Here is a 14,840-nt window from a genome sequence, read left to right on the forward strand (position 1 = left end):
CAAGGCCCGATGCCAGAATCAGAATCATCGGCAACAGGCTTTGGTACATCCGTCGCTAGACCTCGCATTCGGTGTTTGGCAGGTTCATGGAGAACACCCCGTCCGCACGCTGCGGGCAGGCGGAGTATTCAGCAGGAATGGAGCGACCGGGTCAGACCGCCCAGTCCGGCCAGCCGGCGGCCTGGTTGGCCTGCTGTGCGAGCACCCGCTCCTCGGCTGAAGCGAAGTGCCGGTCCCAGTGCTGCAAGCGGGGTTTGGCGATCAGCCCGTCCCACAGTGGCGGCAGGATACTGGCCAGAAAACACACCAGCAGACTCGGCATTTGCGGTGCGTCCGGCATCGGCGTCAGCGAAACATAGGTCACATCCGGATTCAGATGGTGTTCGGAATGGGTAGTGATCTCGTAGGCCAGAACCCGGCTCAGGGGCCGCAGATGGTTCCATGCGTGGTGCGGCTTGATGGTGGAGCCAGGCACCCGCACCAGACCGTAGTGCTGTACATAGTTATAGTCCGCCATCACGGTGAAGCCGAGCACCCAGGTCAGCAGCAGAATCGGCAGGCCTATCCAGCCGGCCAGATAAATGAAACCGGCCGCAAAGCCAAGTTCGAACACCACCCCCCAGAACAGCCGGCCACGCGGCGACCAGGGCGATTTGCCGATTTTCTCCAGGTACGCAAATTCGAGTTCGAAGGTGGCGCCGATCTGCGCCGCCACCGACCGCAGCACGAACCGGTACAGCGATTCGCCCCGCCGCGGCGTGTCGCCATCCTGTGGCGTATCCAGGTGAATGTGATGCACGTGGACGTGCCCAAGATCGGTAATGGGAATGCCATAACAGGTGCCAATCAGGTCCGCCCCGGTGCGCGCCAGCAGCGACTTGCCGTGCATCAGCTCATGCGCCGTGGCAAGGCCGATAGTGCCGTTCCACACCCCGACCGACAGCACCCCGCCCAGAATGTGCCAGCCGCTGATGGCACCCACGCCCAGCTGCCAGCCAAACACCATCCAGAACGCCAGCAGCGCCGGGTAATGCAGGTACGGCAAGGCCCGGACCATGGCCGGGTAGCGAATCTGGCGCTGGCGATAATCCGGCTGCATGGCGCTGTCGACCAGCGCCAACAACACAAACAAACCGATGCCGGTCCAGGCACCGATACCGCCAACAGCAAGCCCCGCCGTCGCGATGGCGATCACCAGCAGGCTGGAGAAATAGCGAACCGTGTCCAAATTCAAACCTCCTGGGATAGCCGCCTGATCATCCACTCTGGGACCAACCAGGCGGCGTGTCGGGGCGCTGTTTCGCTAGGAGTTTACGGCCGATCCGCGCGGCGATCTGCCTGCCCCTGCCCGAGTCAGTATTAAGACCTGTCCAGGGAGGTTGATGACTCCGCGTCAGAATCGTCTGAGGTGCTCATCCGCGAGTTCCGACGCCCACTCACAAACGCCGGTGTTGTACCGCCGGAAAGCGCGTCCGCAGGCGCTGCAAGGCAGCCAGGTCAATGTCGGCACTGGCGATGCCCTGGCCGCTGTCGGCGTGTTCGGCAAGTACATCGCCCCATGGCCCGGCAATCAGACTGTGGCCATAGGTACGCCGGTCGTTGTCGTGCAGCCCGCCCTGGCCGGGCGCCAGCAGGTAGCACAGGTTCTCGACCGCGCGGGCGCGACACAGCAGATGCCAGTGGGCAGCGCCGGTGGTCTCGGTGAAGGCCGACGGCAAAACCAGGATTTCCGCGCCCTGGGCCAGCAGCGCCCGGAACAGCTCCGGAAAGCGCAGGTCGTAGCACACGGCCAGGCCGATCCAGCCCAGTTCCGTGTCCACTGTAACCAACTGGTCACCGGGTTCGATGCTGGCCGACTCGCGATAGTGCTCGCCGCCGCCGGTGGCCGCGCCGACTTCCACGTCGAACAGGTGCATCTTGTCGTAGCGCGCCAGGCGCCGACCGTCTGGGCCGTGAAGCAGGCAGGCGGCGCGCACCCGCTGCGGGTCGGCACCGCGCAACGGGATGGTGCCGCCCACCAGATAGACGCCATGCCGCTGCGCCGTGCTGGCCAGAAAATCCTGGATCGGACCCGCGCCTTCGGCTTCGGCCAGCGCCAACTTGTCCCGCTCGCGACGGCCCAGCAGGGCGAAATTCTCCGGCAGGGCCACCAGGCGAGCACCGCGGTCCGCGGCCTGTGCAATCAACCGTCCGGCACTGCCCAGATTGGCGGCCAACTCGCTGCCAGACACCATCTGCACCACCGCAGCGGTGAACACGTCGGTCATGAACTTGCCTTGTCCTGCGCGGTCGAACCACGCCGAATGTTAGCCAACTTGGGGCGCCGATGGCGGCATGTGGCTAGAATGCCGGGCCTTTGCATCGCCGCCACGGCAGCAGGCATCTGAATTGAGAGGGGGAACATGCAGCCAGGGGTCACGGTCAGTCATCTGACCAAGGATTTTGGTGCCCTGCGGGCGGTGGACGATCTTTCGTTCAGCGTCGGTGGTGGCGAAGTAGTCGGGTTTCTGGGGCCAAACGGTGCCGGCAAGTCGACCACGATGAAGATGATCACCGGCTATCTGGCGCCCTCCGGCGGCGAGGTCGAAGTGTGCGGCATGGCGCTGTCGGCGCAGCCGCTGGCAATCAAGGCAGCCATCGGGTATCTGCCCGAAGGTGCGCCCCTGTATGGCGACATGACGCCGCGGCGGTTTCTGGATTTCGTGGCCAGCGTGCGCGGCCTGGAAGCCGCCGACCGGCGCCGCCGAATCGACGCCGTGGTCGACCGCATGGCCCTGCGCGGGGTGCTCGACCAGTCCATCGAAACGCTGTCCAAGGGCTTCAAGCGACGCGTGGGCCTGGCGCAGGCCATCCTGCACGACCCGCCAGTGTTGATCCTGGACGAGCCCACCGACGGCCTGGACCCGAACCAGAAACACGAGGTCCGCGAGCTGATCCGCGACATCGCCGCCGACAAGACCATCATCATCTCCACCCACATCCTGGAAGAGGTCGAGGCCATCTGCAGCCGCGCCGTCATCATCGCCGGCGGGCGCCTTCTGGCCGACGGCCGACCGGCGGAGCTGGCCAGCCGTTCGCAGTATCACAACGCGGTGGTGCTGGTGCTACCGGCTGGTCCGGCGGACCAGCGCGAACAACTGGCGGCGGTACCTGGCGTAGCCCGCGTGGAGGTGCTGGAGGACGCCGCTGAGCATCTGCGTCTGCGTCTGCTGGCCAGCCACGGGCGCAGCATTCTGGAAGCGGTCAGCGGCAAGCTGCGCGAGGCCGGCTGGCACGCCGACGAGCTGTACGTGGAGCAAGGTCGTCTCGATGACGTGTTCCGCCAGATGACACACGAAGTTGGCGGCCGGGAGACGCGCTCATGAATGCCATGCTGACGGTAATGCGGCGCGAACTGGCGGCTTATTTCTATACGCCTCTGGCCTATGTTTTCATCGTGATCTTCTTGTTCATGAGCGGGATTTTCACGTTCTATCTCGGCCAGTTCTTCTCGCGCAGCCAGGCCGATCTGGTGGCGTTTTTCCAGTTCCACCCGTACCTGTACCTGGTACTGATCCCGCCGGTGGCCATGCGCCTGTGGGCGGAGGAGCGCAAGACCGGCACGCTCGAACTGCTGATGACGCTGCCGATCACCACCGGTCAGGCGGTGGTCGGCAAGTTTCTGGCCGCCTGGCTGTTCACCGGAGTGGCGCTGGCGCTGACCTTCCCGATCTGGATTACCGTCAGTTACCTCGGCAACCCGGATCACGGCGCCATCATGGCCGGGTATCTGGGCAGCTTGCTGATGGCCGGCGCGTATCTGGCCATAGGCTCCTGCATCTCGGTGCTGACCAAGAGCCAGGTGATCGCCTTCGTGCTGTCGGTGGTGGTGAGCTTCCTGTTCATCGTCAGCGGCTTGCCAATCGTGCTCGATTTCTTCGGTGCCTGGGCGCCGGGCTGGCTGACGCAGGCGGTGGCCTCGTTGAGCTTCCTGCGTCACTTCGAGGCTATCCAGACCGGCGTCATCGAACTGCCCGACATCGTCTATTTCGCCAGCATGATCGGGGTGTGGCTGTATGCCAACACGGTGCTGGTCGAAGCCAAGAAAGCCGCCGGCTGACGCCGGCCGCAGGAGAAATCGCATGCGACGCGGAGTTCTTTCCACCGGCAGCCTGGTACTGGCCGTGGTGTTGTTGCTGGCGGTCAACATCCTGGCCGCCACAGTGCTGGGCGGCTGGCGCCTGGACATGACCGAGAATCGCCTGTACACGCTCAGCGCCGGCTCGCGGGCCGTGGTCGAGAAACTCGAGGAACCGATCACGCTGAACCTGTTTTTCTCGCGCGAGGCGCTGCGCGATGTGCCGCAGATTCAGGCCTACGCCGCCCGTGTGCAGGCACTGCTCAAGGAATACGCCGAGCGCTCGCATGGCAAGTTGCAGCTGAAGGTGATCGACCCCGAACCCTTTTCGGACGCCGAAGACCGGGCGGTACAGTTTGGCGTGCGGGGTCTGCCGCTTGGGGGAGCCGGTGGCGAGACCGCCTACTTCGGCCTGGCCGCGACCAACACGACCGACGGCGAGGAAGTGATCCCGTTCCTGTCGCCCGGTAGCGAGGACACCCTCGAATACGACCTGACCCGCCTCATCTACAAGCTGAACACGTCGCGTCGACCGATGGTAGCCGTGATGAGTTCGCTGCCCGTGAACGGGTCGATGATGCCCATGCAGCAACAGCAGACCCCCGCCTGGGCGGTGATCGAGCAGTTGCGCGAACTGTTCGAGGTCCGCGTGCTGTCGAGTTTCGACAAGAAAATTCCCGACGATGCCGACCTGCTGGTGCTGATCCACCCGAAGGACCTGTCGGCGGCGACGCAGTTCGCCATCGACCAGTACCTGCTGCGCCGGGGCCGTGCGCTGGTGCTGCTCGATCCCTACAGCGACGTCGAACCGCCACAGCGCGACCCGATCATGCCCACCATGACCCTGCCCAAGGCGGGTTCGGATCTGGGTCCGCTGCTGGGCGCCTGGGGCATGCAGATCCAGCCGGGCGTGATCGGCGACCGCGAGGCGGCCCGCCTGGTGTCCTTTCGCGAGGACGCGCCGCCGCAGGAATACCTGGTCTGGCTGGACCTGAAATCCAGCCGCTTCGACCGCAAGGACATCGTGACCGCCCGTCTGAGCCAGATGTACATGAATACGGTCGGCGCCCTGGCCAAGTTGCCGGACTCGAAAATCGAGTTCACGCCGTTGATTTCATCCAGCAAGCAGGCGATGTTGGTCGGCACCGACGGTCTGGACAAGCCCGACCCAGGCAGTCTGCTGCGCGACTTCAAGCCTGGCGACGAGCACTTTGTAATGGCGGCCCGCGTGCAGGGCACTCTGACAACCGCCTTCCCCGACGGCCCGCCTGAGGGCGCCGAGGTGCCAAGCGAAGTCCTCAAGCAATCCGCCGTACCAGCCAACCTGATTGTGGTCGCCGATGCCGACTTCATCTACGACCGGTTCTGGGCCCAGGTCAACGAATTTCGCGGCAGCCGGATGGTGGAGCCTTTCGCCGACAACGGCGCCTTCTTCATTAACGCCGTGGACAACCTCACCGGCAGTGGCGACCTGATCGGTGTGCGTTCGCAAGGCACGTATGCGCGACCGTTCACCGTGGTCCAGGCCATGAATCGGGCGGCGCAGGAGGAGTTTCGCGCCGCCGAGCAGCGCCTGCAGTCGGAGTTGCAACAAACCGAGCAGAAACTGGCCGAACTGCAAGCCCGGCGCGGCGAGCAGGCCGGACCGCTGATAAGCGCCGAACAACAGCGGGAGATAGAGCGCTTCCAGACCGAACGAGTGCGCCTGCGCCGCGAACTGCGGGAAGTGCAGCACAAGCTGCGCCAGGAAATCGACCGCCTCGAAACGCAACTGAAGTTCATCAACATCGGCCTTATTCCGCTGCTGATCGGTTTTGCGGCGGCGCTGGTCGCGCTCACCCGTGGCCGCCGACGCCCGGCAGGAGATCGCCATGTCACGGGCTAAGTGGATTCTTGCCGGTGTCACGCTGGCGTTGGTACTGGCCACCATTTGGGCAGTGCGGGACACCGGCCAGCGAACCGGCTACGACGCTCGTTCCGAAAAGCTGTTTCCGGACCTGCCCGCTCAAGCGGCCAAGGTGCGGCGCATCGAAATCCGCTCGGCCGACGACCTGGTCACACTGCGCGGCAACGGCAGCGAGTGGACGGTGGTCGAGAAGCATGACTTCCCGGCCGACACGGCCAAGGTGCGGGCATTGCTGGAGGGTCTGGCCGGGTTGGTCCTGATCGAGCCACGCACCAGCGACCCGGCCCGACACCAGGCGCTGAACCTCACCTCTCCGGATCAGGCCGGTTCGCGCGCCGCGCAGGTCCGCCTGTTGGGCGAGGGCGACGCGGTGCTAGCGGCGGTGGTGCTCGGCAAGTACCGCGCCGCAGCCGGGCAAGGTCCACGCCAGATATACCTGCGCCGTCCGGACCAGGACCAGACCTGGCTGGCCGAGGGACAGGCCGACCCGCAGCGTGCTCCAGCCCTGTGGCTGCATGGCGAGGCCGTCGACCTGCCGCAGGCGCAAGTAAGCCGGGTCACCGTTACCCATCCCGGCAGTGCGCCGGTTACCGTACAGCGCGACAAGCCGGGCGAGGCATTCACGCTTTCCGGGGTGCCGGCCGGTCGCGAACCGCGCGCCACCGGCATTGCTGCCATGGCCTATGGTTTGCAGCACCTGACCTTGCAAAACGTCTTCAAGCCGGACGAAGTTGCGGCCGACTGGGGGCAGGCGACCAGCAGCGTGTTTGATACCTTCGATGGGCTGTCTGTCACCGCCCGTACGGTGCGGGTGAATCAGGTGCCGCATGTGCGTCTGAGCGCAGCGGTGGCGGCCAGCGCCAGTGCCGAACAACGCGCCGCCGTGGCACCGCAGGCCGAGCACCTCAATCAGCGTCTGGCGGACTGGGTGTTCGTGATTCCGCCCCACACCGCCGAAACCTTCACACCCACACTGGAAGACGTACTGGAATCGAACGAGCCGCCGCGCGAAGAGCCAGCCGGTCCGTCCATGCCAGGAATGCCCCGCCTACCGGGTATGCCCGGTCGCAGCTGACCGGGCCGGTTACCGGCACGGTCTGTAACATTCGGCCCGGCGCCGCGACTAAAGCCGGTGAAGCGCCGCCTGGCGCATGCTGGGCATTGCCTCAGGACATTCTGCCGCCGGATCGGGAATGATTAGCTGCCGAGACTTTACCGAACAGGCCACTGACTACCTGGAAAGCCAGCTTGGCTGGCGCCAGCGACTGGCGATTCGCCTGCATCTTCTGGTCTGCGAAGGCTGCCGGCGCTACCTGCGCCAGTACCGGGCCGTTTGTGGCGCCCTGCGCGGCCTGGGTGACACCCAGGCGATACCGGCCAGGCGCGCGATGTACACCGGTCGGCAGCTGGCACTGGCCGGCGCCGCTGCCAGCTTGCTGACCGCTGTGGTTGTGTGGCAGGTTTTCGACCGCACTGATGATCTGTCGGCCGCCATGCTGGCGCAGGCCCGCCACGACTCCAGCCCGCTGGCAACCGAGGCCATACCCGCCCCGCAAATCGAGCAGTTGCTGGCGACCTATGGACTGACCCTGACCGGTCCCCTGCAGCAGGTTCATTACGCCCACCCCTGCCATGTGCTGCTGCGCCAGGCCGCGCACCTGGTTCTGGTGACATCGGCCGGTGAGGTGGCGGTATTCGTATTTCGCGGCAGTGCCGACGACCGCTCCCGAACCACGCTGATCAACCAGCACGTGGTCGCCGAGTACGCCCTGCCGGGCGTCTTGCTGGGCCTCGTCGCCGACAGCCCGGCGGCAGCGCGGTTGGCAACCGCTACCCTGCAACAGGCGCTGCCGGGTATGGAATTGTAGCGACCGCTCCGGGCGCGGCCCGAGCGGGCGCCTCGCCTACAATAGGCGATCCTCCGCAAGTCCCCGCGCCGCCATGTCTTCCGCTACGCCCGCTTTGCAGCTCGGCTTTGACCTTCCAACCGAGCTGCTCTACGACGACGCTGCGCTGGTTCAGCTGGATCACGCCTTCGCGTCCTGGTTGCGAGCCGGCGATCACTCCCTGCTCGATCGGCTACTGGCGGCGCGCGCGGCGCCCGCCGACCTGGTCGACCAGGCCGATAGCGAACTGCTGCTGGAGCTCGCGCCGCAGCTGGAAGATTTCATCGGCGAACTGTTCGGGGTCGGTGCTCAGGTGCGCAGCTTGCAGGCCCGCCACCATGAACTGGCGCCACTGTTCGGCTGCAAACGCCAGTTCGTACAGCGCCAGGCGGCGCACAAGATCACCCCGGAGCAAGCGCTGGACGAGGACGGCGCAGCCCTGGAGGCGGCGCTCGCCGACATGATGGGCGAACCGCTGACCGAGCTGGCCTTTGCCCGCCACGTCAACCGTTGGAGCGAAGCCTCGCAGCAGCATGCACCCGCGTTGGAGCTGGCCCTGCGCTACGCCGCCTGGGCACTGCACACCCCAGCCGGCCGCGCGCGCCATGGCGATGGCGTGCTGTTTCGCGAACCGCACAAGCTCGACCCGCAGCACCTGGTACCCGTCCAGGAAGTCCACGAGAAGGCGATTACCCGCTACACGCTGCCGCCGGAACAACTGCGCCAGCGCGAGGGCTTTGCGCTGACCGACCCCGGCGGCGATCTGACCTATGCCCAGGATCACGCCAATTACTGCATCTGGTGCCACAAGCAGAGCCGCGATTCATGCTCGCACGGCCTGCGTGACAAATCCGGTGGCTTCCGCAACACGCCACTGGGGGTGCCGCTTCAGGGCTGCCCGCTGGACCAGCGCATCTCCGAGATGAACCACCTGAAGGCGCACGGCTACAGCGTCGGCGCGCTGGCGGTGGTGACAATCGACAACCCGATGGTGGCCGGCACCGGGCATCGCATCTGCAACGACTGCGCCAAGGCCTGCATCTACCAGAAGCAGGAACCGGTCGACATCCCGCAGGTTGAGACGCGCACGCTCAAGGACGTGCTGGACCTGCCGTGGGGCTTCGAGATCTACAGCCTGCTCACGCGCTGGAACCCACTCGATCTGAAACGCCCGTTGCCGCTTCCCGCCACTGGCCGCAAGGTGCTGATCGCCGGCATGGGTCCGGCTGGGTACACGCTGGCGCACCACCTGCTGAACGACGGCCACGCCGTGGTCGGCGTCGATGGCCTCAAGATCGAGCCACTGCCGGCGGAGCTGACCGGCGTCGAGACCGACGGCACACGCCGCCTGCCGCGCCTGATCCACGACGTGGAGGAGCTGTTCGAGTCCCTGGACACACGCGTCATGGCCGGTTTCGGCGGTGTTGCCGAGTACGGCATCACCGTGCGCTGGGACAAGAACTACCTGAAGCTGATTCGCCTGCTGCTGGAACGGCGGGCCGGGTTCAGCCTGCACGGCGGCGTGCGCGTGGGTGGCACGCTGACGCTGGACGACGCGTTCAGCCTGGGCTTCGACCACGTGGCACTGGCCATGGGTGCCGGCCGGCCGCGGTACGTGGACGTGCCCAACGGCCTGGCCCGCGGCGTGCGCCAGGCCTCCGATTTCCTGATGGCGCTGCAACTGACCGGCGCGTCGCGACACGATTCCGTCGCCAATCTGCAATTGCGCCTGCCGGTGCTGGTAATCGGCGGCGGCCTGACGGGCATCGACACCGCCACCGAGGCGCTGGCGTACTACCCCTTGCAGGTGGAGAAATTCCTGGTCCGCTACGAAACGCTGTGCGCCGAACGCGGGCTGGACGCCGTGCGCGCGGCCTGGAATGACGAAGAACGCGACATCGCGGACGAGTTCATCACCCATGCGCGGGCCATCGGTGCCGAACGCGCGGCGGCTGCCGCCGAGCGTCGCGCCCCGCGCCTGCTGGAATTGCTCAAGTCCTGGGGTGGCGCCACGCTGGTCTATCGGCGACGCCTGGTCGACGCCCCCTGCTACACGCTGAACCACGAAGAAGTCCTCAAAGCGCTGGAAGAAGGCGTCGAGTTCGCCGAGTGCCTGGCACCGACCGCGGTACAGGTGGATACCCACGGCCACGCCAGCGGGCTCGAAGTCGAACGGCAAAGCGTCGGCGCTGACGGCCGCCTCACCGCCACCGGACAGCGGCAGGTGCTGGCCGCGCGCGCCATTCTGGTCGCCGCCGGCACCGTGCCAAACACCGTGTTGCAGCGGGAGGCGCCCAGTGCGCTGGAGCTGGACGGCGGTTATTTCCGCAGTCTTGATGAAAGCGGCGCGCCACACGCGGCGCCACGCCTGGCCAAGTCCGGCGAGGTGCCGATGCTGACCGAACTGCGGTCCGACGGCCGGGCGGTGAGTTTTTTCGGCGACCTGCACCCGAGCTTCGCCGGCAACGTGGTCAAGGCCATGGCCAGCGCCAAGCGCGGCTACCCGGTGGTCAGCCGACTATTGGCCGCGCGCGCACCGGCCAGCGCCGAGGGCGCAGGCGCGTTCCAGCACCGCCTGCACGATCTGCTGCGGGCGCGCGTCGAGCGCGTCGAGCGCCTCACGCCGACCATCGTGGAAGTGGTGGTGTACGCGCCCCTGGCGGCGCGACGCTTCGAGCCGGGCCAGTTCTACCGATTGCAGAATTTCGAGACCCTGGCGCGACGCGACGACGCGACCACGCTGGCCATGGAGGGTCTTGCCCTGACCGGCGCCTGGGTAGACCAGGCGCGCGGCCTGGTGGCGCTGATCGTGCTGGAGATGGGCGGTTCGTCGGACATCTGCGCGCATCTGTTGCCCGGCGAACTGGTGGTGCTGATGGGCCCCACCGGCGCGCCGACCGAGATCCCGGCCGGCGAGACCGTGCTGCTGGCCGGCGGTGGCCTGGGTAACGCGGTGCTGCTGTCGATCGGCCGGGCGCTGCGCGAGAAAGGCTCACGGGTGGTCTACTTCGCCGGCTACAAATTCGCGCGGGACCGCTACCGCGTGGCGGACGTCGAAGCCGCTGCCGACGTGGTCGTCTGGGCCTGCGATGAAGCGCCCGGCTTCACGCCCGGCCGAGCGCAGGACCGCGCCTTCACCGGCAACATGGTGCAGGCCATGCGCGCCTATGCGACGGGGCAACTGGGCGAGGTGTCGATTGCCCTGTCGGACGTCGACCGCATGATCGTCATCGGCTCGGACCGCATGATGGCGGCCGTGGCCGCCGCGCGCCACGGTGAGCTCAAGCCGTTGCTGAAGCCGCACGTCGCCATCGGCTCCATCAACTCACCGATGCAATGCATGATGAAAGAGGTGTGCGCCCAGTGCCTGCAGGGACGGCGCGATCCGGCCAGCGGCACGCCGCTGGCGCCGGTGTTCACCTGCTTCAACCAGGACCAGCCGCTGGACGAGGTGGATTTCGCCTGCCTGGGCCAGCGCCTGCGCCAGAACGGCGTGCAGGAAAAGCTCACCGCGCAGTGGATAGACCGCAGCCTGCGCCGCTTGCTGCTGCGCCACTAGGGAAGCGCTGAATAAATCCGTCCTGGATTTGTCAGCGCCCGTCATCGGAAAAGCGTGGTTTTCCGATGACTCACAAAATCAGTGACTTACAGCCACAGATTTTGGCAGCGCGTCCCTGCGCTGGGGGAGCCGCTGAATAAATCAGCGGTTCCCTAGGGCAGCCTGGGCCAAGCTGGCAGCTGCTCCGTGCCCGCCTCACATAATGAGGCCGGTGGCCAGAAACAGCATCAGGCCCATGCCCATGATGTCGGTGAAGGTGGTCAGGAAAATACTGCTGGCGGTGGCCGGGTCGGCACCGAGGCGCTTGAGCGTCAGCGGCACCAGAACCCCGAGAACGCCGCTGCCGACGCAGGCGCCGATCATGGCGACGAGAACCACCACGCCCAGCATCAATGGCCGGGCCGAGTCCGACATCGTGGCGTAGCCGAACATGGCGGCGCCCGCCACCACACCCACCAGCAGTCCATTCAGCGCGCCGAGCAGAATCTCCTTGCGCAGCAGGTCACGCACCGAATAATCGGCCAGCTGGCCCAGGGTCATCCCACGCAGGGTGATGGCCATGGCCTGGCAGCCGGTGTTGCCACTCTGGCCGGCCAGCACCGGCAGAAAGGCCGCCAGCGCGACCATCTGGGTGATCGTGTTCTCGAACATGCCGACCACGAAAGCCGCGGCAAAGGCGGTCAGCAGGTTCACTTGCAACCAGGGATGGCGCATGCGAAATGCCGCCAGCACCGAGGTGCCGATTTGCTCCTCGCGCGAGACACCGTACTGGGCACCGGCCTGAGCGCTGATTTCGCTAGCGATGCGCTCGTACAGTTTCCACGCCCTGACCACACCGACCATCTGCTGGTTCTCATCCACCACCGGGTACATGCGGTAGTGGCGGTGCATGGCCTCGGCGATGGCTTCGCGGATCGGAGTGTCGCCGGTAAACGCGTACGGTTCGGCGGTCATGATCTGGGACAGGGTCTGGGACGGGCCGGCCAGGATCAGGTCGCGCATCGCCACCACCCCGACCAGACGCTGCGCGGCGGTTACGTAAATATAGGTAATGTCCGAAACGTCCTTGGCCTTCACCATAAAGGCGATGGCCTCGGCCGCTGTGCAGTCCGCCGGCAGGGCGGCCGGGATCGGGCTGAGCAGTTCCTCGACGAATTCCTCCACACCCGCCATGGCCGTGTCCGAGTCGGCGGTGTGCGGCCCCGCGCCATCCGCCAGATAGGACGCGATGGCCAGGCCCTGGGCCTCCGGCAACCGCGCGAGGACATACTCGACCTCCTGCGGCGTGCGGCCTGCCAGCGCCTGCGCGGCTTCGGACAGAGTCTGGGCCTGGATCTTCCTGGCCAGGTCCGTCAGGTCAACGCCGTGCGTCATTGCATGCTCCAGGTGATTCTCAGGTGCCCTGGCCCAGTTTAGGCGAGCGCGGTGGCCCCAGGCGTGACGCGCGCCCAGTGGCATCCGGCCGTGAAGCGTCGGGCGCAGGATGGATAACACCACCCTGTAACACGCACATCCGGCATACCCTCATTACCGACGTGGGCGCGGGTTGGGTCAGGCCCGCGCGTCAAGCGCGGTTTCCCAACCGCGGGTCCGCGAGACCGCGTCGCGCCAGCGTGCCATGCGCGTGGCTGCCTGGTCGCGGGACATGGCCGGCTCGAAGACGCGCTCGGATTGCCAATAGCCAGCGATATCGGCCGCCGAACCCCACACGCCGGCCTGCAGGCCGGCCAGGTAGGCCGCGCCCAGGGCGGTGGTCTCCCGGATACGCGGCAACACCACCGGAATACCCAGCAGGTCGGCCTGGATCTGCATCAGCAGTGCATTGGCGGTCGCGCCGCCATCGACCCGCAGCGCCTCGATCGGTTTGGCGGTACTCGCCTGCATGACCTCAAGCAACTCGGCCGACTGGAAGGCGATGGCCTCCAGCGCGGCGCGGGCGATATGGGCGCCGGTCGCGCCGCGCGTGAGGCCGAACAGCGCGCCGCGAGCAGCCGGATCCCAGTACGGCGAACCCAGACCGACAAACGCCGGCACCAGGTAAACGCCCGCCGTGTCCGGCACCGAGGTGGCCAGGGCCTCAATGTCGCCTGAGCTTTCGATGATGCCCAGCCCATCCCGCAACCACTGCACCAGCGCGCCGGCCACGAAGACGCTGCCTTCCAGGGCATAAGCCGGCGCCCCGTGCCCCTGGGCGGCGGCGGTCGTCAGCAAACCCTGCGCCGCCGGGGTTATCTGCTCGCCGGTATGAATCAGCATGAAACAGCCGGTGCCGTAGGTGTTCTTGACCATGCCGGGGGTGGTGCAAGCCTGGCCGAACAGGGCCGCCTGCTGATCGCCGGCCACGCCGCCGATGCGTACCGGCGCGCCGAAACAGTCCGCTTCGGTGGTACCGAAATCCGCCGCCGAAGAAAACACCTGCGGCAGCACCGCACGCGGCACGCGCAAATGCGCCAGCAGGTCATCGTCCCAGCCCTGGGCACGGATATCGAACATCAACGTGCGCGAGGCGTTGGTCACGTCCGTGACGTGCACGCGGCCATTCGTGAGGCGCCAGATCAGCCAGCTGTCCACGGTGCCGAAGGCCAGTTCGCCGCGCTCGGCGCGCGCCCGTGCGCCGGGAATCGTGTCCAGCATCCACGCCAGCTTGGTGCCCGAAAAATACGGATCAAGCAGCAAGCCGGTGCGCTCGCGAAACAGTGCCTCCAAACCCTGCGCCTTGAGCGCGTCGCAGGCTTCGGCCGTGCGCCGGTCCTGCCAGACGATGGCGTTGTGTATCGGCCGCCCGGTCGCGCGCTCCCACAGCAGCGTCGTCTCGCGCTGATTGGTAATGCCCAGGCCCAGCAGGTCCCGCCCGCCGATCCCGGCCCGCGCCAGCGCCTGGCGCGCCACGGCAAGCTGGCTTTGCCAGATCAGTTCCGGGTCATGCTCCACCCAGCCGGGCTGCGGGAAATGCTGGGCAAATTCCTGCTGAGCCATCGCCACCAGCGCGCCATCGGTGTCGAAAACCAACGCGCGCGAGCTGGTCGTGCCTTGATCCAGAGCCAGCAAATAGGCCATCGCAGTCGCCCTCCTGGTTCAAGCCCGGGTAAGCCCGGCACCATCCAGCCAGGCTTGCAGGTGCATGTCGGCACCCGGCGGCGCCACCAGGCCCAGCTTGGTCCGCCGCCACAGGATGTCCTCGGCCGTGCGAGCGAATTCCTCGTGTACCAGATACCGCAACTCAGCCGCATACAAGCCGGGCAGCACCGCTTCCCCCAGGCCGCCCAGATGGTGCACGCCGTCCAGGATATGGTCGATGCGGGTGCCATAGTTGCGGGCCAGCCGAAAGGCAATATGCGCCGGCAGCCAGGCATGGCGTCGGCGCACCTGGGC

General features: G+C 66.6%; 11 protein-coding genes. 6 read left to right on the top strand and 5 right to left on the bottom strand.

The annotated features are described in order from the left end of the window. Window positions 1-151: 151 nt before the first annotated feature. Complete coding sequence (locus ABZF37_RS10590) at window positions 152-1,228, bottom strand: alkane 1-monooxygenase (RefSeq protein ID WP_372719677.1); 1,077 nt, start codon at window positions 1,226-1,228, stop codon at window positions 152-154. Window positions 1,229-1,436: 208 nt separating this feature from the next. Beyond that, window positions 1,437-2,267 carry a carbon-nitrogen hydrolase family protein gene (locus tag ABZF37_RS10595; protein WP_372719679.1) on the bottom strand — a complete coding sequence of 277 codons (831 nt, stop codon included), beginning with the start codon at window positions 2,265-2,267 and terminating at the stop codon, window positions 1,437-1,439. Window positions 2,268-2,402: 135 nt separating this feature from the next. On the opposite strand from ABZF37_RS10595, the gene ABZF37_RS10600 reads away from it, so the two are divergent. The 6 genes from ABZF37_RS10600 (at window position 2,403) to ABZF37_RS10625 (ending at window position 11,468) form a co-directional block, all read left to right on the top strand. After that, complete coding sequence (locus ABZF37_RS10600) at window positions 2,403-3,365, top strand: ABC transporter ATP-binding protein (protein WP_372719681.1); 963 nt, start codon at window positions 2,403-2,405, stop codon at window positions 3,363-3,365. Beyond that, window positions 3,362-4,099 carry an ABC transporter permease gene (locus tag ABZF37_RS10605; RefSeq protein WP_372719683.1) on the top strand — a complete coding sequence of 246 codons (738 nt, stop codon included), beginning with the start codon at window positions 3,362-3,364 and terminating at the stop codon, window positions 4,097-4,099. The genes ABZF37_RS10600 and ABZF37_RS10605 overlap by 4 nt, the downstream gene beginning before the upstream one ends. Window positions 4,100-4,121: 22 nt before the next feature. Beyond that, the gene (locus ABZF37_RS10610; protein ID WP_372719685.1) at window positions 4,122-6,002 is read left to right on the top strand and encodes a Gldg family protein; all 1,881 of its coding nucleotides are present in this window, start codon (window positions 4,122-4,124) and stop codon (window positions 6,000-6,002) included. Then, window positions 5,989-7,098, top strand: coding sequence for a DUF4340 domain-containing protein (locus tag ABZF37_RS10615; protein WP_372719687.1), 1,110 nt, complete (start codon window positions 5,989-5,991; stop codon window positions 7,096-7,098). Before ABZF37_RS10610 ends, ABZF37_RS10615 begins: the two co-directional genes overlap by 14 nt. A 118-nt stretch (window positions 7,099-7,216) precedes the next feature. Beyond that, on the top strand, window positions 7,217-7,891 hold the full coding sequence (locus ABZF37_RS10620; RefSeq protein WP_372719689.1) for a zf-HC2 domain-containing protein: 675 nt from the start codon (window positions 7,217-7,219) through the stop codon (window positions 7,889-7,891). 73 nt (window positions 7,892-7,964) lie between these two features. After that, complete coding sequence (locus ABZF37_RS10625; protein ID WP_372719691.1) at window positions 7,965-11,468, top strand: FAD-dependent oxidoreductase; 3,504 nt, start codon at window positions 7,965-7,967, stop codon at window positions 11,466-11,468. Between the two features lie 195 nt (window positions 11,469-11,663). On the opposite strand, the gene ABZF37_RS10630 is transcribed toward ABZF37_RS10625, so the two are convergent. From ABZF37_RS10630 to ABZF37_RS10640, 3 genes are all read right to left on the bottom strand, one after another. Then, window positions 11,664-12,842 carry a magnesium transporter gene (locus ABZF37_RS10630; RefSeq protein ID WP_372719693.1) on the bottom strand — a complete coding sequence of 393 codons (1,179 nt, stop codon included), beginning with the start codon at window positions 12,840-12,842 and terminating at the stop codon, window positions 11,664-11,666. A gap of 177 nt (window positions 12,843-13,019) precedes the next feature. Beyond that, the gene (glpK, locus tag ABZF37_RS10635; RefSeq protein WP_372719695.1) at window positions 13,020-14,525 is read right to left on the bottom strand and encodes a glycerol kinase GlpK; all 1,506 of its coding nucleotides are present in this window, start codon (window positions 14,523-14,525) and stop codon (window positions 13,020-13,022) included. Window positions 14,526-14,543: 18 nt separating this feature from the next. Beyond that, window positions 14,544-14,840, bottom strand: a 297-nt coding sequence (locus tag ABZF37_RS10640; RefSeq protein WP_372719697.1) for a glycerol-3-phosphate dehydrogenase C-terminal domain-containing protein, incomplete at its 5' end; no start/stop codon positions are given.

Origin of the sequence: Immundisolibacter sp. (genome assembly GCF_041601295.1) — a bacterium.
Taxonomy (GTDB): Bacteria; Pseudomonadota; Gammaproteobacteria; order Immundisolibacterales; family Immundisolibacteraceae; genus Immundisolibacter.

Coding starts and splice junctions, on each gene's coding strand:
- ABZF37_RS10595 (WP_372719679.1), bottom strand. CDS start 2,267: ATGACCGACGTGTTCACCGCTGCGGTGGTGCAGATGGTGTCTGGCAGC.
- ABZF37_RS10600 (WP_372719681.1), top strand. CDS start 2,403: ATGCAGCCAGGGGTCACGGTCAGTCATCTGACCAAGGATTTTGGTGCC.
- ABZF37_RS10605 (WP_372719683.1), top strand. CDS start 3,362: ATGAATGCCATGCTGACGGTAATGCGGCGCGAACTGGCGGCTTATTTC.
- ABZF37_RS10610 (WP_372719685.1), top strand. CDS start 4,122: ATGCGACGCGGAGTTCTTTCCACCGGCAGCCTGGTACTGGCCGTGGTG.
- ABZF37_RS10615 (WP_372719687.1), top strand. CDS start 5,989: ATGTCACGGGCTAAGTGGATTCTTGCCGGTGTCACGCTGGCGTTGGTA.
- ABZF37_RS10620 (WP_372719689.1), top strand. CDS start 7,217: ATGATTAGCTGCCGAGACTTTACCGAACAGGCCACTGACTACCTGGAA.
- ABZF37_RS10625 (WP_372719691.1), top strand. CDS start 7,965: ATGTCTTCCGCTACGCCCGCTTTGCAGCTCGGCTTTGACCTTCCAACC.
- ABZF37_RS10630 (WP_372719693.1), bottom strand. CDS start 12,842: ATGACGCACGGCGTTGACCTGACGGACCTGGCCAGGAAGATCCAGGCC.
- glpK (WP_372719695.1), bottom strand. CDS start 14,525: ATGGCCTATTTGCTGGCTCTGGATCAAGGCACGACCAGCTCGCGCGCG.